Source organism: Microvirga yunnanensis (assembly GCF_025460875.1).
The window spans coordinates 63,086-81,388 of the sequence record NZ_JAMXFI010000015.1 but is presented as its reverse complement, the minus strand read 5'-3'; the positions used below and the strand labels follow the sequence as shown (position 1 = coordinate 81,388).

At 65.1% G+C, this 18,303-nt stretch carries 12 protein-coding genes; 5 read left to right on the top strand and 7 right to left on the bottom strand.

Translation table 11 applies throughout. The features are described 5' to 3' along the window. Window positions 1-166 precede the first annotated feature (166 nt). On the top strand, window positions 167-2,284 hold the full coding sequence (gene recG / locus NF876_RS10355; RefSeq protein WP_262268720.1) for an ATP-dependent DNA helicase RecG: 2,118 nt from the start codon (window positions 167-169) through the stop codon (window positions 2,282-2,284). Between the two features lie 531 nt (window positions 2,285-2,815). Here recG and glmS read toward each other — a convergent pair. Then, window positions 2,816-4,642 (bottom strand): glutamine--fructose-6-phosphate transaminase (isomerizing), encoded by a 1,827-nt coding sequence (gene glmS, locus NF876_RS10350; protein WP_262268719.1) that lies wholly within the window; start codon window positions 4,640-4,642, stop codon window positions 2,816-2,818. Between the two features lie 120 nt (window positions 4,643-4,762). Then, complete coding sequence (gene glmU, locus NF876_RS10345; protein ID WP_262268718.1) at window positions 4,763-6,139, bottom strand: bifunctional UDP-N-acetylglucosamine diphosphorylase/glucosamine-1-phosphate N-acetyltransferase GlmU; 1,377 nt, start codon at window positions 6,137-6,139, stop codon at window positions 4,763-4,765. A 184-nt stretch (window positions 6,140-6,323) separates the two neighbouring features. On the opposite strand from glmU, the gene NF876_RS10340 reads away from it, so the two are divergent. Together NF876_RS10340 and mdoH are read left to right on the top strand one after the other, a co-directional pair. Further along, window positions 6,324-7,895, top strand: coding sequence for an OpgD/OpgG family glucan biosynthesis protein (locus tag NF876_RS10340; RefSeq protein ID WP_262268717.1), 1,572 nt, complete (start codon window positions 6,324-6,326; stop codon window positions 7,893-7,895). Then, window positions 7,871-10,066 carry a glucans biosynthesis glucosyltransferase MdoH gene (gene mdoH, locus NF876_RS10335; protein WP_262268716.1) on the top strand — a complete coding sequence of 732 codons (2,196 nt, stop codon included), beginning with the start codon at window positions 7,871-7,873 and terminating at the stop codon, window positions 10,064-10,066. Before NF876_RS10340 ends, mdoH begins: the two co-directional genes overlap by 25 nt. Before the next feature lie 39 nt (window positions 10,067-10,105). On the opposite strand, the gene gcvA is transcribed toward mdoH, so the two are convergent. Further along, a complete protein-coding gene (gcvA, locus tag NF876_RS10330; RefSeq protein ID WP_262268715.1) occupies window positions 10,106-11,023 on the bottom strand; it encodes a transcriptional regulator GcvA in 918 nt (305 codons plus the stop codon). 126 nt (window positions 11,024-11,149) lie between these two features. On the opposite strand from gcvA, the gene NF876_RS10325 reads away from it, so the two are divergent. Further along, the gene (locus NF876_RS10325; protein ID WP_262268714.1) at window positions 11,150-11,350 is read left to right on the top strand and encodes a hypothetical protein; all 201 of its coding nucleotides are present in this window, start codon (window positions 11,150-11,152) and stop codon (window positions 11,348-11,350) included. An 8-nt stretch (window positions 11,351-11,358) separates the two neighbouring features. Here NF876_RS10325 and NF876_RS10320 read toward each other — a convergent pair whose 3' ends face one another. After that, a complete protein-coding gene (locus tag NF876_RS10320) occupies window positions 11,359-13,002 on the bottom strand; it encodes a Na/Pi cotransporter family protein (RefSeq protein ID WP_262268713.1) in 1,644 nt (547 codons plus the stop codon). Between the two features lie 416 nt (window positions 13,003-13,418). Here NF876_RS10320 and NF876_RS10315 point away from each other — a divergent pair, with 416 nt between their 5' ends. After that, window positions 13,419-13,760, top strand: a complete 342-nt coding sequence (locus NF876_RS10315; RefSeq protein WP_262268712.1) for a hypothetical protein — start codon at window positions 13,419-13,421, stop codon at window positions 13,758-13,760. 354 nt (window positions 13,761-14,114) lie between these two features. On the opposite strand, the gene NF876_RS10310 is transcribed toward NF876_RS10315, so the two are convergent. From NF876_RS10310 to NF876_RS10300, 3 genes are read right to left on the bottom strand one after another with little or no spacing between them, the layout of a single operon-like run. Next, the gene (locus NF876_RS10310) at window positions 14,115-15,167 is read right to left on the bottom strand and encodes a sensor histidine kinase (RefSeq protein ID WP_262268711.1); all 1,053 of its coding nucleotides are present in this window, start codon (window positions 15,165-15,167) and stop codon (window positions 14,115-14,117) included. Next, window positions 15,164-15,595: a response regulator gene (locus tag NF876_RS10305; RefSeq protein WP_262268710.1), complete on the bottom strand. Its 432-nt coding sequence runs from the start codon at window positions 15,593-15,595 to the stop codon at window positions 15,164-15,166. Before NF876_RS10305 ends, NF876_RS10310 begins: the two co-directional genes overlap by 4 nt. Then, window positions 15,595-18,285 (bottom strand): PAS domain-containing protein, encoded by a 2,691-nt coding sequence (locus tag NF876_RS10300; RefSeq protein ID WP_262268709.1) that lies wholly within the window; start codon window positions 18,283-18,285, stop codon window positions 15,595-15,597. Before NF876_RS10300 ends, NF876_RS10305 begins: the two co-directional genes overlap by 1 nt. Between the last annotated feature and the right edge of the window lie 18 nt (window positions 18,286-18,303).

Below are 18,303 nucleotides of genomic sequence, written 5' to 3'. Positions count from 1 at the left end.
TCGCCTCCGGGCGGCCCGGCGCATCGTGCGACCCTCCGGGCTCGCACTCGGTGATGCGCCGTTTAAGGGATTGAGTCTCGGATTGCTCCCAAAAGTGCATTCCACTTTCGGGTCCGATGCTCTAGCCGCTATATAACCATCTCCCTGCCCGTTGCCATCCCGTCGAATGTCATTGCGTCCGTCCATTCTCGATCCGCTCTTCGCCCCGGCCAACACCCTGCCGGGCGTCGGGCCCAAGATCGCCCCCCTGCTCGACCGCCTCCTGGGCGAGCCGGGCAAGCCCACGCGCGTCATGGATCTGCTGTTCCACGTGCCGACCAGCGGCATCTCGCGGGAGATGAAGGGATCGGTGGCCGATGCGCCCGTGGGCGAGCCCGTGACCCTGTCCGTCACCGTCGTGGCCCACCGCCCGCCGCCGCCCGGCCGCCGGGCGCCGTACCGGATCCTGGTCGAGGACGAGACCGGGGACGTGACGCTGATCTTCTTCAACGGCCAGAAGGCGCGCCTCGAGAGGATCCTGCCGGTCGGCGAGCGCCGCTACGTGTCCGGCAAGATCGAGCTCTGGGACGGCCGGCGCCAGATGGTCCATCCGGATCGGATCCTCGACGAGAAGAGCATCGAGAGCCTGCCGGCCGTCGAGGCGGTCTACGGCCTGACCGAGGGACTCTCCTCGCGCATGGTGGGCAAGTTCATCGGAGCTGCCCTCGACAAGGTCCCGGGCCTGCCGGAATGGCAGGATCCGGCCTGGCTCGACCGGAACGCCCTGCCCGATTTCCGTCAGGCGCTCTCCACCCTGCACCGACCCGACAGCGCCGCGCAGCTCTCCGAGGACGCGCTGGCCAAATCCGCCCCCCGCCGGCGGCTCGCCTATGACGAGCTGCTCGCCTCCCAGCTCGCCCTCGCCCTGGTGCGAAGCCGCATGCGGCGCCTTCCGGGCCGGGTGAACGCGGGTGACGGCCACCTGGTCGAGCGGCTGAAGGCCGCCCTGCCCTTCGGGCTCACGGGCTCGCAGGCCCAGGCCATCGAGGACATCCGCCACGACCTCGTGTCCGACAAGAAGATGCTGCGCCTGCTCCAGGGCGACGTGGGCTCGGGCAAGACCGTGGTGGGCCTGCTCACCATGGCGAGCGCCATCGAGGCCGGCCGCCAGGCGGCCATGATGGCCCCGACCGAGATCCTCGCCCGCCAGCATTACGAGCGCCTCGCCCCCATGGCCGAGCAGGCGGGGCTCACCATCGCGCTGCTCACCGGGCGCGAGAAGGGCGTCGCCCGCCGGACCATTCTGGCGGGCCTCGCGGATGGCAGCATCCAGATCGCGGTCGGCACCCATGCCCTGTTTCAGGAGGGAGTCGCGTTTCAGGACCTTGGCGTCGCGGTCGTGGATGAGCAGCACCGGTTCGGCGTGCACCAGAGGCTAGCGCTCGGCTCCAAGGGCGAGGCCGTCGACATCCTGGTCATGACCGCCACGCCGATCCCGCGCACCCTGGCGCTGACCTATTTCGGCGACATGGACGTGTCGGTGCTGAGCGAGAAGCCCGCCGGGCGTAAGCCCATCGGCACGAAACTGATCTCCATCGACCGGCTCGACGAGGTCGTGGGCGGCATCGGGCGCGCCATCGCGGGCGGCGATCAGGTCTATTGGGTCTGCCCGCTCGTGGGCGAGTCGGAATCCATCGATCTCGCGGCCGCCGAGGAGCGCTTCGAGATGCTCCAGGGCTTCTTCGGCGACCGGGTCGGCCTCGTCCACGGCAAGATGGCCGGCCGGGACAAGGACGCCGCCATGGAGCGCTTCTCCGGCGGCGAGACCAAGATCCTCGTGTCCACCACGGTGATCGAGGTCGGCGTCGACGTGCCCAACGCCACGATCATGGTGATCGAGCACGCGGAGCGCTTCGGCCTCGCCCAGCTCCACCAGCTGCGCGGGCGCATCGGCCGCGGGTCGAAATCCTCCACCTGCCTCCTGGTCTACAAGGGTCCCCTCGGCCAGGTCGCCCAGGCCCGGCTCGAGATGATGCGCCAGACCGAGGACGGCTTCCGCATCGCCGAGGAGGACCTTCGCCTGCGCGGCGAGGGCGAGGTCCTGGGCACGCGCCAGTCCGGCACGCCCGGCTTCAAGCTCGCCCGCCTCGAAACGGACGGCGACCTGCTCGCCGCCGCCCGGGACGACGCCCGCCTGATCGTCGACCGGGACCCCGACCTCGTCAGCGAGCGCGGCCAGGCCCTGCGGGTGCTGCTGTACCTGTTCGAGCGGGATTCGGCGATCAGGCTGCTGCGGGCGGGCTAGAGCATCGGACGTGAAGAGTGGACCCAGGTTTGGGTACGCATCCGATGGCCACACCCTGAGGCGGCGCATCGTCCGAGCGGACCCGAAGGGCCGCGTCAGCGACCGGAAGATCCACGTCAGTAAACCGCTTGCGTCCGCAGGATGCGCTCGGCGGTCTTCAGATCGAGGTCACCGGGGCAAGCCTGGTGATGATTCCCTCCACACGTCATGGCCGGCCTTGTGCCGGCCATCCCGATCTTTTGGGGGCTCGGCGTTCCAGACAAGCGGGATCACCGGGACAAGCCCGGTGATGACGTGAGGATGGAATATCGGGATGCACGACCTTCCCACGTCATGGCCGGCCTTGTGCCGGCCATGACGTGGGAGGATGGTGGGAGCGGGTGATGGCACCCTCCGCCAGCCAGGCCAAGCCGGCAGCCCTGAAGACCGGCGCGGCCGAACGCTCGATGCCGGCGAGCCCGGCCAGGTCGTCCGGTCGCGCAGGACGGATCGATGGACGGATCGATGGACGGATCGATGGACGGACCGCCGTCACTCCACCGTCACGGACTTGGCAAGATTGCGCGGCTGGTCCACGTCTTTGCCCATGAACACGGCCGTGTGATAGGCCAGAAGCTGGATCGGAACCGCGTTCACGATCGGCGCCACGATCGGGTGCACGGACGGCATCACGATGGTCGCCATGGTGTCGAGACCGGCCTCGAGCGCGCCGCGCTCGTCCGTGATAAGGATGATGCGGCCGCCGCGGGCCGCCACCTCCTGCATGTTGGAGACCGTCTTCTCGAAGATGGCGTCGTGGGGCGCGATCACGATGACCGGCATCGTCTCGTCGATGAGCGCGATGGGTCCGTGCTTCAGCTCGCCTGCCGCGTAGCCTTCGGCGTGGATGTAGGAGATCTCCTTGAGCTTCAGGGCGCCTTCCATGGCGAGCGGGTAGGACGTGCCGCGTCCCAGATAGAGAACGTCCTTCGCCTTGGACAGGTCACGGGCCAGGATCTCGATCTGGTGTTCCCGCTTCATGGCCTCGGTCATCTGGCCAGGAACGGCGATGAGGGCATCCACCAGTTCCTTCTCCTCCTCGGCGCCGAGGGTGCCCCGCGCGCGGCCGGCCGCAATGGCAAGCGACAGGAGCACCGTGAGCTGGCAGGTAAAGGCCTTGGTCGAGGCGACCCCCACCTCCACGCCGGCGAGGGTCTGCGCGATGACGTCGCTCTCGCGGGCCATCGTGGAGGTCGGCACATTCACCACGGACAGCGTATGCTGCTTCTCGGAGGTGGCGTAGCGCAACGACGCGAGGGTGTCGGCCGTCTCTCCCGACTGGGAGACGAAAAGCGCCAGGCCGCCCGGCTCCATCGGAGCCTCCCGGTAGCGGAACTCCGAAGCCACATCGATCTCGACCGGGATCCTCGCGAGGCGCTCGAACCAGTATTTCGCGATCAATCCAGCCAGATAGGCCGTCCCGCAGGCCGAGATGGAAATGCGCTTGAGAGATCTGAAGTCGAAAGGCAATTCGACAGGGAGTTCAACACGTTCGGACGCGAAATTGACGTAATGGGCAAGCGTACGACCGACGACCTCCGCCTGTTCGTGGATCTCCTTCGCCATGAAATGGCGGTAATTGCCCTTGTCGGCCAGAAACGTTCCGATCGGGATCTTGTGACGAACCCGATGCACCGGCTTGCCGGTTTCGTCCCGGATATCGGCCCCGCGGCGGGTCAGGATCGCCCAGTCCCCGTCGTCCAGATAAGCGACCTCGTCGGTGAACGGCGCCAGCGCTAGCGCGTCGGACCCGAGATACATCTCGCCGTCGCCGTACCCGATGGCGAGGGGAGCCCCGTGCCGGGCGCCGATCAGCAGGTCGTCCTCCCCCGAGAACAGGAATCCGAGGGCGAAAGCGCCGCGCAGCCGCGGCAAGGTCACGGCGACCGCCTCGATGGGCGGGCGCCCTTGACGGATCTCGTAGGTCACGAGCTGAGCCACCACCTCCGTGTCCGTCTCGGTTTCGAACCGGATGCCCTTGGCTTCGAGCCCGGTCTTCAGCTCACGGAAATTTTCGATGATGCCGTTGTGAACGACCGCGAGCCTGTCGGTGGCATGCGGATGGGCATTGGTCTCATTGGGCTTGCCGTGGGTGGCCCAGCGGGTGTGACCGATCCCGATCACGCCCGACAGCGGGGACTGGGACAGCTTCGTCTCGAGGTTCCGCAACTTGCCTTCGGCCCGCCGGCGATGGAGGCACCCCTCCTCCAGGGTCGCGACGCCGGCGGAATCGTAGCCCCGATACTCGAGCCGCTTGAGGGCCTCGACGATCTGGGACGCAACGGGGGCCTTTCCGACGATTCCAACGATTCCGCACATGCCTGCTACCTTTTCATCCGATCAGCGCCACGGTCACCGTTCTCTTACAGAGGCTCGACGACGCGGAGGAATCAACTTGCGTAACCTATTGTGACAAGAGATCTTATTTTCCCTTGGATCTTATTTTTCCTTGGCGGCCCGCGCTTTTTCCCGGAATGCGATGGCCCAGTCCTCCTTCACAATCTGACGTCCGCGGCCAAGACCCAAGGCATCATCGGGGATATCGTCCGTAATAACCGAGCCGGACCCGACGAAAGCGCCCTTCCCGATCGCGACGGGAGCCACGAGGGAGGAGTTCGATCCGATGAAGGCTCCCTCGCCGATCTCGGTCCGATATTTCCCGAAGCCGTCGTAATTGCAGGTGATCGTGCCCGCGCCGATATTCGCCCCGGCCCCGACGCTCGCGTCGCCCAGATAGGTCAAGTGGCTCACCTTGGCACCGGCTCCGAGTTCGGTGTTCTTGATCTCGACAAAGTTTCCGACTTTGGCCTTCGGGCCGACGGAAGCGCCCGGGCGCAGGCGCGCGAAGGGTCCGACGCCGGCTCCGGGTGCGATCCGCGCCCCCTCGAGATGACTGAAGCTATGGATGACGGCGCCATCGTCGACGACCACACCGGGGCCGAAGACCACGTGAGGCTCCACCAGGACGTCCCGGCCCAGGCGCGTATCGTGACTGAGAAAAACCGTCTCGGGAGCAACGAGCGTGACGCCCGAAGCCATGGCCTCCTGGCGCAGCCGATCCTGGATCATCCGCTCGGCCGCCGCGAGCTGGGCACGATCGTTGACGCCGTGAACCTCGTCCTCGGGCACGATGGCGACGGCCGTTCGATAACCGAGGCCATGGGCGATCTCGACGATATCGGTCAGATAATACTCGCCTTTGGCGTTGTTGTTTTCGACCCGCCCGAGCAAGGAGAGGGCCAGGTCGCCGCGGATGGCCATCAGGCCGCCGTTGCACAGGGTGATCGCCCGCTCGGCCTCGTTGGCGTCCTTGTGCTCACGGATGGCCAGAAGCTCGTCGCCGGACGTGATGAAACGGCCATAGCCGGTGGGATCCTGAGCCTCGAACCCCATGGCGACCAGACCCGCCCCTTGAGCCAAGGGAGCACGCAGCTTGGCGAAGGTCTCGGCCAGGACCAGCGGCGTGTCGCCGAAGGCGACGATCACGTCGTCTGCCCCCTGCTCGAGAGCCTCCCGGGCGCTGAGGACCGCATGGGCGGTTCCGAGACGGTCCCGCTGAACGAAGATCTGCGCTCCGGGGAAGCCTTTGCGCACCTCGTTCGCCACATCCTCGCGGTCGGGTCCGACGACTGCCGCGACGCTCGTGGCGCCGGCCTTCGCGAGGGTGGACAGCACATGTCCGATCATGGAGCGGTTCGCGACCTGGTGCAAAACCTTGGGCTTCCCGGAATTCATCCGGGTGCCCTCGCCGGCCGCGAGCACGACGGCAAGGCAGCTCCGATCAGAGGGAGTCTTGAAGGAGGCGGTCGAGGTCATACAGTTTCAATCCGGTGGCGCTTTGCCGTGGAGCTAGATCAGATGGAGTATTTCGGCAATCATTTCATGAGCAATGGCGCGCTTTCCGCTGCGGGGCTCGTTTACTTCATGCTCACGATTGACGATATGTATAGGGCATTCCAACTGTCTGGCTGAAGAGCCTCGTTCACACAAGAGTATCGCTGTGCCGGTTTCGCCAAGGGGCCCGTCCCCCTTCTCCCTTCGCCGGCGCGATATGCTGGCCTATATCGGCGTCTCCGTCGCCGGGCTTGCTTTCGCGCCGGTCGTCCGAGGTCAGACACCCCAGGCGACGATTTCAGCCAGGATGGGCGACAATCAGCGGTTCGATCCGGCCGTCGTCGTCGACATCGCGCGACAACTCTCCAAGAAGCCTTACGCGGCCGCCCCGAACGACCTGCCGGACGTGTTCGCCAATCTGAACCAGGAGCAGTACTCGGCGATTCGCTATACCCAGCCTGCCATCTGGAGCACGGAAGCCCGCGGCATCTCGGTGGAACCGCTCCACCGCGGCTTCGTCTTTCGGGACTCGGTCGACCTTTTCGTCGTGGAGGACGGCGCCGTCCGGCGGATCGGCTTCAGCCCGACGCAGTTCGATTACGGTCGCATCAACCTGCCGAACAATATAGCGGATATCGGCTATTCCGGCTTCAAGCTGATCGCCCAGCTGGGGAACGGCAAGCCGTTCGATTTCGCCTTCGTTCAGGGCGGCACGTTCTTTCGTGCCATTGCCCGGGGCCAAACCTACGGCGCGATCGCACGCGCGCTGACCCTGCGCCCGGCCGAAGCCCGCGGCGAGGAGTTCCCGGTCTTCCGTGCCTTCTGGCTCGAACGGCCCGGGGTCGGCAGCAATGCCATCACGGTCCACGGGGTGCTCGACTCGGAATCGACCAGCGGAGCGGTGCGCATGACCTTCCGCCCGGGCGACATGACCATCGTGGACGTGGAAATGACCCTGTTCCCGCGGGTCAACCTGGAACATGTGGGCCTGGGCGGCATCGCGTCGACCTACCTCTACGGCCCCAACGATCTGCTGAACTCCGACGATATCAGGCCGGCGGTCTACGAGTCTTCCGGCCTCCAGATGCTGAACGGGTCCGGAGAATGGCTGTGGCGCCCGTTACACAATCCCGAAACCCTTCAGATTTCGGCATTCGTCGATAGCTCCCCGCGGGGTTTCGGACTTCTGCAGCGCGAACGCTCCTACGAAGCCTTCCAGGACGACGAACAGCGGTTCGAGCGCCGTCCGAGCCTTTGGATCGAGCCCCTCGGCGATTGGGGTCAGGGCAGCGTCCAGCTCCTCGAAATCCCGACGGACGCGGAGATCAACGACAACATCCTCACGTACTGGCGGCCCAAGGCGCCGATGGCGGCCGGGTCGGAAGTTGCGGTCGCGTACCGCCAGTACTGGGGATGGAACTCGCCCGAGCGGCCACCGCTCGCCACCGTATCGGCCACGCGCTCCGGACGCGGCAGCGGCGGGCGGAGGCGGCGTTTCACCGTCGACTTCACCGGGGACGCGCTGGGTGACAATTTGCCGGCGGACCTTAAATCCGTTCTAACCGTTGGCCCTGGGACGTTCCAGAACCTCAAACTTTTGCCATATCCGGAACGAAAGACGGTTCGTGTTGCGTTCGAGCTTGACCCGGGCAACGAAAACGCGTGTGAGATGCGTCTGATCCTTGAATCAGGCGGGAAACCGATTAGCGAGACATGGCTGTATCGTTGGACACCGTAAGTTCCGACTCAAACCCGAATGTGGCCGCCCTCGAGCGGCCGGCTTCCGCTATGCCGCCGGAAAAACACCTCGACATGCCGACGCAATCGCTGCGGCATTGGTCGGACGCGGAGGAGCGCAGGCCGATTGCGCAGCATCCCAAGCTGGGGACGTGGCTCGCCCGCCTGTTCGTGTTCGGAGGCGGCCTGCTGCTGACGGCCTACGGCACCTACGAGATGTACCAGGTCGTGTCGGTGAGCCGTACCACCGCCCTCCAGTGGGTTCTCGTTGGCCTGTTCACGGTGAATTTCTCGTGGATTGCGGTTGCGTTCACCAGTGCCCTGCTGGGCTTCTTCGCCGTTTTGCGGCGCCCAGGGCACCGAGGCCCGCTGCCGTCCTCGCTGCAGCAGCGCACCGCCATCGTCATGCCGGTCTACAACGAGCAGACCGACCGCACCTTCGCGGCTCTCGAAGCGATCTATGAATCGGTTCACGCAACGGGTCTGGGCGATCATTTCGACTATTTCATTCTCTCCGACACCACGAATCCGGATGCCTGGATCGCCGAGGAACGCGCCTTCCTGGCCCTCCGGGACCGGCTGGGCCCCGGTGCCCGGTTCTATTACCGCCATCGGCAGAAGAACCATCACCGCAAGGCCGGCAACATCGCCGATTTCGTATCCCGGTGGGGCGGCCATTACGAGCACATGCTGGTGCTCGATGCCGACAGCCTGATGACCGGCGACTGCATCGTGCGGCTCGCTGCGGCCATGGAAGCCGATCCCGATGCCGGCATCATCCAGTCGCTGCCGCTGATCATCAACCGCAACACGCTCTTTGCCCGCCTCCAGCAATATGCCGCCCGGGTCACCGGACCGGTCATCGCCATGGGGCTGGCGGTCTGGATGGGACGCGACGGCAACTACTGGGGCCATAACGCGATCATCCGCACCCGTGCCTTCGCGTCGCATGGCGGCCTCCCGGACCTCAAGGGCAAGCCCCCATTCGGCGGCCATATCCTGAGCCATGACTTCGTCGAAGCAGCGCTGCTGCGCCGCGCCGGCTGGTCGGTCTACATGCTGGCCGACCTCCAGGGCTCCTACGAGGAGAGCCCGCCGTCGCTCATCGACCTGTCCGCCCGCGACCGGCGCTGGTGCCAGGGCAATCTCCAGCACATGCGGGTCATCGGCGCAAAGGGACTGAAGCTGCCGACGCGACAGCATTTCGCCACCGGCATCATGTCCTATCTGGCCTCTCCGTTCTGGCTGTTCCAGCTCATCGTCGGTATCGCTCTCGTCCTCCAGACGACCTATATCCGGCCGGAATATTTCGCCCGGGACTTTCGGCTCTATCCGATCTGGCCCCGGTTCGATCCGGAGCGAGCCCTGGCGCTCTTCGCGCTGACGATGGGAATTCTGCTGGCACCGAAGGTCTTCGGCCTTCTGCTGATGCTCATCCGCGGCCAGGACAGGCGCGCCTCCGGCGGCGGCATCCGCTTGGTCATCTCGTCCACGATCGAGATCATCCTGTCCGCCCTCCTGGCGCCGATCCTGATGCTCATCCAGTCCGGGTCGGTCTTCCAGATCCTGCTCGGTCGCGACACGGGCTGGCAGCCGCAGCGTCGCGACGACGGATCGATTCCCTTCAAGGACATCGTCCGCCGCCATCGGGCCCATACGGTTCTCGGCGCCCTGGCGGGGATCTCGGCCTTCATGATCGCCACGTCCCTGTTCCTGTGGATGTCGCCGACGATCATCGGCCTGCTGCTTGCCATTCCCCTGTCGTGGCTCAGCGGCCAGCTCGGGGCCGGACTGGCCCTGAAACGCCTTGGGCTCCTCAGAACCCCTGAGGAGCATCAGCCCCCGGCCATTGCAACCCGTGCCAATGAGCTGCAGGCGCGCAATGCGACGTTCGGCTTCGACGATGCGGACAGCCTCCGGGCCATCTACGCGGATGCGAATCTGAGGGAGCGGCACATCGAGATGCTTCCGCCCGCCCTTCCGCGCAAGCGGGGCGTCATCGAGACGGAGCGGGCCCTGGCCGAGGCCAAGCTGGTCGACGCCGAGACCGTCGAGGATGCGGTCAGCTGGCTGCACAACAAGGAACGCATGGTCGTCCTCCACGACCGGGCGTTGATCGACATGCTGGTCCACCTGAAGGCAAAACCGCCGGAAGCCCAGGCAGCCGAGTGACGATCTGCTCGAAACCGGGGCTCGGGCCCCGGTTTCCGTTCAAGGCGCGGGAGAAGTCCTCTCGCTGTCGCCGGCCACTTCGCTCAACACCCAGTCGCGGAAAGCCTCGATCTTCGCGGAGCGCCTGCGCGCCTTCGGGTAGACGAGCCAGTAGCTCCGGTCCGTGGTGGCCATCAGGTCGAAGGGCTTCACGAGCCGTCCGGACGCCAGATCCTCGGGAAAGAAGAAGGGATTGATGAGCGCGACGCCCTGACCGGCGATCGCCGCCATGCCCTCGAACTGCTGGACGCCGAGCGAATTGTCGGGATGCCGGGAGAGATCGACGTTCGGCACCCCGGCCGCGGAGAACCAATCCCGCCACCACGGGTCGCTGGGCGAAATGAGCGGAAGGCTGAGAAGGTCGACCGGGTCGCGCAGTTCAACGTCCCGGACCAGTGCGGGGCTGCATACGGGCATGAACTGGTTCGGGAAAAGAACATGCGCTTCGAGCCCGGGCCAATCTCCCGTACCGCTCCTGATTCCGATGTCGAACTCGCTGTGAGCGAACTCGATGATCTCGGTCGAGACGGAGACCTGAACCGCGATATTGGGGTGGAGCTGCCGGAAGCGTCCGAGACGGGGCACCAGCCAGTTGGACGCGAATGTCGACAGGGTGGTGATCGACAGCACCGTCTGCACCATCTCCTCCACGCCCGCGAATGCGTTTCGCAGGGCCTCGAAAGCTTCCGTTACGGCAGGAGCGAGCTGCCGCCCCTTGGCCGTCAGGGTCACCTGCCGGGGCAAGCGGATGAACAGCGGAGCCCCGACCCGATCCTCGAGAAGCTTGATCTGGTAGCTCACGGCCGCCTGCGTCATGCCGAGTTCCTCGGCCGCACGGGTAAAGCTCTGATGGCGGGCGGCCGCCTCGAAGACTCTGACGGCGCTCATGGGAGGGAGTTTTGACGGCAGCTTAGACATGTCGATCCATAAGGCTGACTTATGCCAGCCTATTGGCATTTGCTTTGTCAAGATCCTGCGACAGGCGCATCCTCGATCTCATCACCGAGGGCGCTGGCGCCCTGACGAACAAGCAAGGTAGCTGTCATGAGATACGACGATGCCCGCCGCCTCCGCGGCGTCGAGGGCGCTTGGCTGCGCCTGAAGCTCTGGTTCCGGCCCGTTTCCCGGAGAACAGGACCCGTGATCTGGGACCTCGGCGCTCTGTCCGATCACGAGCGGCGCGACATTGGCTTGCCTGAGCCCGCCCGCTACATGGACTGGCGCGCTCTGAGAGACCAGAAGTAGATCGGAGGTCACGACGTCAGGCGGCTCGGCTTGAGCTCCCCGCTCTGTTCGAGGAGCGAGTGCCCGGTCGACGCGATATGCGCTTCGATTCGTTTGAGATCGCGAACGATGTCGAGCTGAAGCGCGCTGGTGTCGCCGGCCGTCCTGCCGGACCGAAGCTGTTCGAGGTGTTTCTGGGCGACCGCACGCTCGAGATCCCGGAAGCGCTCCTTCTCGGAGACAAGCCTGCGGGCGGAGCCGAGGTCCTGGAACATCAGAACGGATGCCGCGAGCTGCAGATGCTCCAGCAGCTTCCCATGCATGCCGGTGATGTCGTCCAGGCTGTCCTTCGGAAGGCGGAGATGGTTCTTGATGCGCTTTGCCGCCAGCTCCATCAGGTTCTTGTCGATGATGTCGCCCACGTGTTCCAGATTGATCGCGAAGGCGAGAATGTCGGAAAGACGTTTCGCCTCCGCCTCGCTCAGGGCCTCGTGGTTGATCGAGCTCAGATAGCGGCGAATGGCGCTGAAGAGCCGGTCGAGCACATCGTCCGTGCGGCTGACCTGGTCGACCCGGCTGATATCGTCCAGGCGGAAGAGATCCTGGGAACTGCGCAGCATCGACTCCACCGTATCGACCATGCGCAGGACCTCGCGGGCGGCATTGGAGAGGGCGACCGATGGCGTGTCGAGGGCGTCTGTGTCGAGATATTGCGGCGTGCCCGGATCGGAGGCGCGGAGCTTCTCCGGAAAGGTCCTGAGCAGGAGGTCCGCGATCCAGGGCAGAGGCACGATGAAGATCGCCGCCACGACGACGTTGAAAAGCGTATGGAAATTCGCCGCCAGCCGGGCCGGGTTCGGGTCGAACACCGCCATGGCCGCGAGGATCGGGTCGATCAGCGGCAAGGCCGCGAGGCATCCGACAGCCCGCATGGCGAAGTTGCCGAAGGGCACCCGCAACTTGGCGGGATCGCCCCCCGCACCCTCCAGAAGAGGATTGAGAGAGCTGCCGAGGTTGGCTCCCAGGACCATGACCAGCGCCGAATGAGCGTCGATGACGCCGGCGCCGGCAAGCGACATGATGAACAGCAGCGCCGCGACGCTGGAATGGGCGAGCCAGGCAAACAACGCGGACAGGAGCACCAGGATCAAGGGATCCGGGGCTATGACGGCCAGAAGATCCTTGATCACCTTCGACGATTCGATCGGCCTTATCGTTTCACCCAGGAGGTGCAGCGACAGCAGCATCAGGCCGAGACCGATGGTCACTCGCCCCAAATCCTTGATCCGGCTCGTCCTCCCCCTGCGGTAGGCTACGAAGCCGCCAAAGATCAGGGCGGGAAAAATCAGAGACACGTCGAAGGACAGCACCTGGACGATCAGCGTCGTCCCCACATTCGCGCCGAGCATCACGGCCAGGGCAGGAACGACGTCGACGGCCCCGCCTGCGGTGAAGGACGCCACCATGAGGGCCGTGGCTGTGCTGCTTTGTAGGACGGTCGTCACCCCGAGGCCGGCCAGAAAGGCCTGAAGCCGTGTCCGCAGTGCCACTCCGAGGATCCATCGCAAATCGCTGCCGAACGCCCGCTGAACCCCGCTGTTGACCATGTTGATACCCCACAGAAGCAGGGCAATCTCACCGAACAGGTGGATCATGACGGAAGTTGCAGACATTCAGTCCTCTGAATCCGGGAGACGCGGCACGATCCTGTTACTTACCGACCAATCGTCGCCACCGCAATCAGGTTGCCGGCTAATAATGAATATGTGCCGGAACGATCTCCAGAATATCGGATGACGCGGCCCCCATAGCCGATGGGAAAGCCCGCGCCAGCGATGTTTCGCAGCCTCGGACCCCGTCCCCGTTCGACGATCAGGCTTAGCCGTTAGGGTATCGGCATCGGCCCAAAATCGACCAGGACGGCCCCGATACCAATTTGGCTACTCCTAACGCATGCAGCCATCCCCTTAAGGTCGTCTGCTCTTTTCGTCATATAATCGGTACGCATGAAGTGTCCTAAAAGCTAAGTTCTAAGGCGGTTCGGGCGTTGATTGACGGGATTCCACTGGTTGGTGTGCGAGGGCGTGAGATGGGTTTGGACGATCCATTTCCAATCGAGAAATGCTCCGGACGGGTCCGGGGAGCAATTCTGGCGGAATTCCATGGGAGGTGTCCCACCATCCGCGAGGTTGCCAGCATCTCAGATGCCCAGTGGCTCACCGTGCCCAATATCGGCCCGACCACCCTGGAGGAGTTGCGCAGCATGACGCAACCTGCTCCGAACGGCGAATCGCGCCCGAGCCCGACAGGCATGCAGGACGGCGAACTCCTGTCGCGCCTCAACCGCCTGCAACGGGAACTGAACATCATCGTCGGAGAGATCCGGGCACGCTTCAGCGCCGGCGCCTCGAAGAAGAACCAGCCACGATAGGTCTCGCGGGCGTCGGCCCTCCGGGTCCGCACGATGCTCCCCTCTTGGCTGGCGCACCGTTCGGGACCCTGTCTTGATCGCTCGGCCGGTCCACCACCCCGTCATCACCGGGCTTGTCCCGGTGATCCCGATTGTTCGAGGCGCGGCGCTTTTCCGCATCGGGATGGCCGGCACAAGGCCGACCATGACGTGGGGAGGGTGTTCGCACCGCCTCATACAACCCTCCACGTCATCACCGGGCTCGTCCCGGTGATCCCGATTGTCCAATGCTCCCCTCTTGGCCGGCGCACCGTTCGACGCGAAAAACCGGGTCCACTTTTTCGCACGGTGCGCTCGGATCTCGCCCTTTCGAACTCAGATCGCGAAGGACAGGACCGCCCGGGTCCCGGCATGGCTCTGATCGAACTCGATGGCGGATTGCAGGTTGGACGCCATGGCCTTCACGATCTTCGTGCCGAGGCCGCTCCCCTGGACGACACCGGTGCCCTTCCACCCGATCCCGTCATCTTCGACGACGAGCACCGCCTTCCCTCCCGACGACGACAGGGCGACGCGGATGTCCCCCGTGGCGCCGTTCGGATAGGCATATTTGAAGGCGTTCGTGACGAGTTCGGTGACGATCACGCCCAGGGACACCGCCTTGTCGGTCGGAACCGAGGTCGGCTGGGCGCTCAGGGTGATCGTATGCTCCCGCCCGGCCGCCCGCATGGCCCCCTCGAGTTCCTCCACCAGACCCTGCAGGTAGGTGTCCATCTCGACGAACCGCACGTCGTTCGACGTGTACAGGCGCCGGTGGATCTGGGCGATGGCCGTGATGCGGCTCTGGGTTTCGGTCAGGGTATCTCGGGCGATGGTGTCGCGGCTCAGGGCCCGCTGCTGCATGGCCACGAGGGCCGCAACGAGCTGGAGGCTGTTCGCCACGCGATGGTTGACCTCGCGGAGAAGCATCTCGGCCCGCTCCCGCGCCTCGCGCATTTCTCTTTCGGCCACTTCCTTTTCCCGGCGGAGCCTTTCGGCCGCGAGGGCCTGCTCGGCTGCCGTCCGCAGCAGATCGAGGAAGACCCCGCCGACATCTTTGATGACGTAGTCGGCCGCCCCCGCCTTCAGGGCCGCGACCGCAATCCTGCCCTCGTCGGCTCCGGTCACATACACGACGGGAGGAGGGTTCGGCATGGCTTGAATGTCGGAGAGGACCTCGAGTCCCTCCTTGCCGGGCATGAAGTGGTCGAGCGCGACCACGTCGAACCGCTCGGCGGCGAGCCGGTTCAGCCCCTCGTCGCCGCTCAGGGCGTGCCTGACCTCGAATCCGTGGCGCGACAGGGTCCGTTCGACGAGGCGGCCGAGGCCGTGATCATCGTCGATATACAGCAGGCGGACGGGTGGGCTTTGGGTCTCTCCCTCGCTCATAGGGATTCGGGCACCTGAATCACTGACAGAAAGAGCCCGAGCTGGCGGATGGCCTGGGAGAACGACTCGTATTCAACAGGCTTGGTGATGTAGACGTTGGCGCCCAGGTCGTAACAACGCTGCACCTCGCGCTGATCGTCCGTAGTCGTGAGCACCACCACGGGTGCGCGCCTGAGCTTCTCATCGCCCTTCAACCGGGCGAGAATGTCGACCCCGTTCATGTCCGGCAGGTTGAGATCCAGCAGCACCAGGAAGGGACCGGCATTGCGCACTTCCTCGCTGAAGAGATGCTCCAGGGCCGCAGTTCCGCTCGCGAAGGTGCGCAATTCGTTGCAGACCCCCGCCCGACGAATGTTCTTCTCGATCAGGCGGGCATGTCCCTCATCGTCCTCGACCATGATGATGGTGACAGGATTTTGCTGAGGCATCAGGCGGCTTCCGAGTTCAGACTGGCATATCTTGGCAGGGCAACGGTGAAGGTCGAGCCCTCCCCTGGCCGGGACGATACGGAGATCGTGCCTCCGAGCCTTCGCACGAGAGCGCGCACGTGCGCAAGCCCGATTCCCTCACCCTGCTGATCCTGCACCCCGGAACGCCGGAACAGATCGAAGATCCTCTCGAAATCCTTCGGATCGATCCCCCGCCCGTTGTCCTCGATTTCATAGAGGACATCGGAACCGCGCTCCCAGCCTCGGATGACGATACGGCCCGGGCGTGACGGATGCAGGTATTTAACGGCGTTGTCGATCAGATTTCCGAAGATCTGCTCGACGGCGAGCCGGTCGCTGGTGAGATCGGGGATCGCTTCGATCCGCAGCTCGGCGCCCCGTTCGTGCAGCTGGTGCGCGACGCTGCCTCGCTGGCCCTCGAGCAGTCGGGCCATGTCGATGGGCTCGGGGGCCAGAACCCGGCGACCCTCCCGGGACAGTTTCAGGATCGCGCCGATCAGCTTGTCCATCTTGACGGTCGAGGACCGGATGAATCCGATGGCTTCGGGCAGGTCCTCCTCGATGGCTGCTCGGGTCTCGGCCGCGATCAGGCCTGGATCGGCCTGGCCGACATTCCGGTAGAACCGCTCGATCTCCGCCTGGGCCCCTTCGAGCTCGCTCGTGAAGCCCATTACGTTGACGAGCGGTGCCCGCAGGTCGTGGCTCACGATATAGGCAAAGCGCTGGATCTCCTCGTTGGCCGCATCGAGCTCCGCCACCCGGTCCGCCAGGATGGCGGCCAGCCTGCGGGTTTCCTCCTCGGTCCGCAGCGCGCGCTCCCGGCTCTCCCGGAGCGCGACCTGGGCCTGTTTCAGATCATGGATATCGGTGCAGGTGCCGAACCAGCGTCTGATCCGCCCTTCCTCGTCACGAACCGGCTGCGCCCGCCCGAGGACCCAGCGGTATTCCCCGGAGCGATGACGAAGCCGGTACTCGATGTGGTAGGGCTCTCCGGTCTCAAGGCAGTGACGCCAGACGCCCCAGGCGCGCTCCTGATCGTCCGGATGGAACATGCCGTTCCAGGCCTCGCCATCCGTGGAGCCCTCCGGGACGCCCGTATATTCGTACCAGCGTTGATTGTAGTAATCGTGGAAGCCGTCCGGCCGGGTCGCCCAGATCAGCTGATCGATCGAATTGGCGATGGCCCGGAAGCGCTCCTCGCTTTCCCTCAAGGCGATTTCGACCCGGCGCCGCTCCTCCAGCTCCCGCTGGGCGGCCTGGAACAGGCGGGCATTGTCGATCGCGACGGCCGCCTGCCCGGCGATGCCGGCGAGCAGGACCTCATGTTCCTGCCTGAACATGCCCGGCTGGGGATGGCCGAAGAACAGCCCGCCGAGGACATCGCCCGAGCGGGACGTGACCGGCACCGCCAGATAGCTGCGAACCGGCAGATGTCCCTCAGGCATTCCCCGATGGGGGCCGTTCCGCCCGTAGCGCGGATCCCGGAGAATATCGTTGGAACGGATGATCCCCTCGCCCTGGAAGGTCGGCTGGAACACGGCCGTCGCCCTGGGCATCGGGAACCCGGCGAACGCCTCGCGCTCCACGCCGGACAGGGCGTAGAGCATGTAGCTCTCGCCCTTCTCGTCCAGGACATTGTAGAAGAAGGCCCCGAACTGCGCATCGGTCAGCGCCACGCCCGCATCCGTGACGATCTGGACGACGCGATCGAGATCAAGCTCCGCGGCGATCGACGCCCCGGTCCGGTTGAGGATGGCCAGATTCCGCGTCTCGGCCCTGAGAGCCTCTTCGGCCTGACGGGTCTCGGTGACGTCGTGCCCCTGGACGAAGATGCCCGAGACCTGCCCGTCCGGCCCGAAGATCGGCTGGTAGACAAAATCCAGGAACCTTTCTTCCTGAACCGCGTCAGGGCTCTGCTTCAGGACGATTCGAATGCTTCGGCCGACGAAGGGCTGCCCCCCGCGATAGACGCGATCGAGCAGATCGATGAAGCCCTGCCCCACCACCTCCGGAAGCGCTTCCCGGACCGGCTTTCCAAGGATGTTCTCACGACCGACCAGCTGGAGATAGGCCGCATTGGCCATGGTGAAGATGTGATCCGGTCCGCTGAGAGCGGCCATGAATCCCGGCGCCTGCTGGAACAATCCCCGCAGGTGCTGGCGTTCCTCGCTCAGAGCCTGGTTCGCCTCCTGGACGGCCTGCGCCCTTCGGAACATGTCCGTCTCGATCAGAGCGGACGGGCCGGACGGCAGGACCGTGCTCTTCGCCAGGCTCCTCAGCCGATGAAGCTCGGTGACGTCGACCGTATGCTGGAGAACGAAGGCCACCTCGCCCTTCTGGTTCAAGAGCGGCGTGTGGGTCGCGCTCCAGAAGCGCTCTTCGAAGCCCTGTCCGTTCGGCAACGGGATGGCGTATTCGATGAGCGGCAGATGGTCCGCCGCCCGGTCCCGGATGACCCTGTCGAACGAACTCCGCAGCCGGCGGTGGCTGGCGGAGTCCGGATCGCTGGGAAACGCCTCGAACATGTTGCGTCCGACCAGATCCTCCCGCCGGCGCATCGTGACCTGAAGGTAGGCGTCGTTCATCCCGACGATGGTGAGCGACGGGTCCACCAGCACGTAGGGGTTGGGAGAGGCACTGAACAGCGCTTCGAAATCGATCGTCTTCAATCGCAATGCTGGTCAGCC

Excerpts from the sequence above, each read along its gene's own strand:
- glmS (WP_262268719.1), bottom strand. The coding sequence starts at position 4,642 with ATGTGCGGAATCGTTGGAATCGTCGGAAAGGCCCCCGTTGCGTCCCAG.
- NF876_RS10310 (WP_262268711.1), bottom strand. The coding sequence starts at position 15,167 with ATGAGCGAGGGAGAGACCCAAAGCCCACCCGTCCGCCTGCTGTATATC.
- mdoH (WP_262268716.1), top strand. The coding sequence starts at position 7,871 with ATGGCTGTATCGTTGGACACCGTAAGTTCCGACTCAAACCCGAATGTG.
- recG (WP_262268720.1), top strand. The coding sequence starts at position 167 with ATGTCATTGCGTCCGTCCATTCTCGATCCGCTCTTCGCCCCGGCCAAC.
- gcvA (WP_262268715.1), bottom strand. The coding sequence starts at position 11,023 with ATGTCTAAGCTGCCGTCAAAACTCCCTCCCATGAGCGCCGTCAGAGTC.
- NF876_RS10320 (WP_262268713.1), bottom strand. The coding sequence starts at position 13,002 with ATGTCTGCAACTTCCGTCATGATCCACCTGTTCGGTGAGATTGCCCTG.
- glmU (WP_262268718.1), bottom strand. The coding sequence starts at position 6,139 with ATGACCTCGACCGCCTCCTTCAAGACTCCCTCTGATCGGAGCTGCCTT.
- NF876_RS10315 (WP_262268712.1), top strand. The coding sequence starts at position 13,419 with ATGGGTTTGGACGATCCATTTCCAATCGAGAAATGCTCCGGACGGGTC.
- NF876_RS10305 (WP_262268710.1), bottom strand. The coding sequence starts at position 15,595 with ATGCCTCAGCAAAATCCTGTCACCATCATCATGGTCGAGGACGATGAG.
- NF876_RS10325 (WP_262268714.1), top strand. The coding sequence starts at position 11,150 with ATGAGATACGACGATGCCCGCCGCCTCCGCGGCGTCGAGGGCGCTTGG.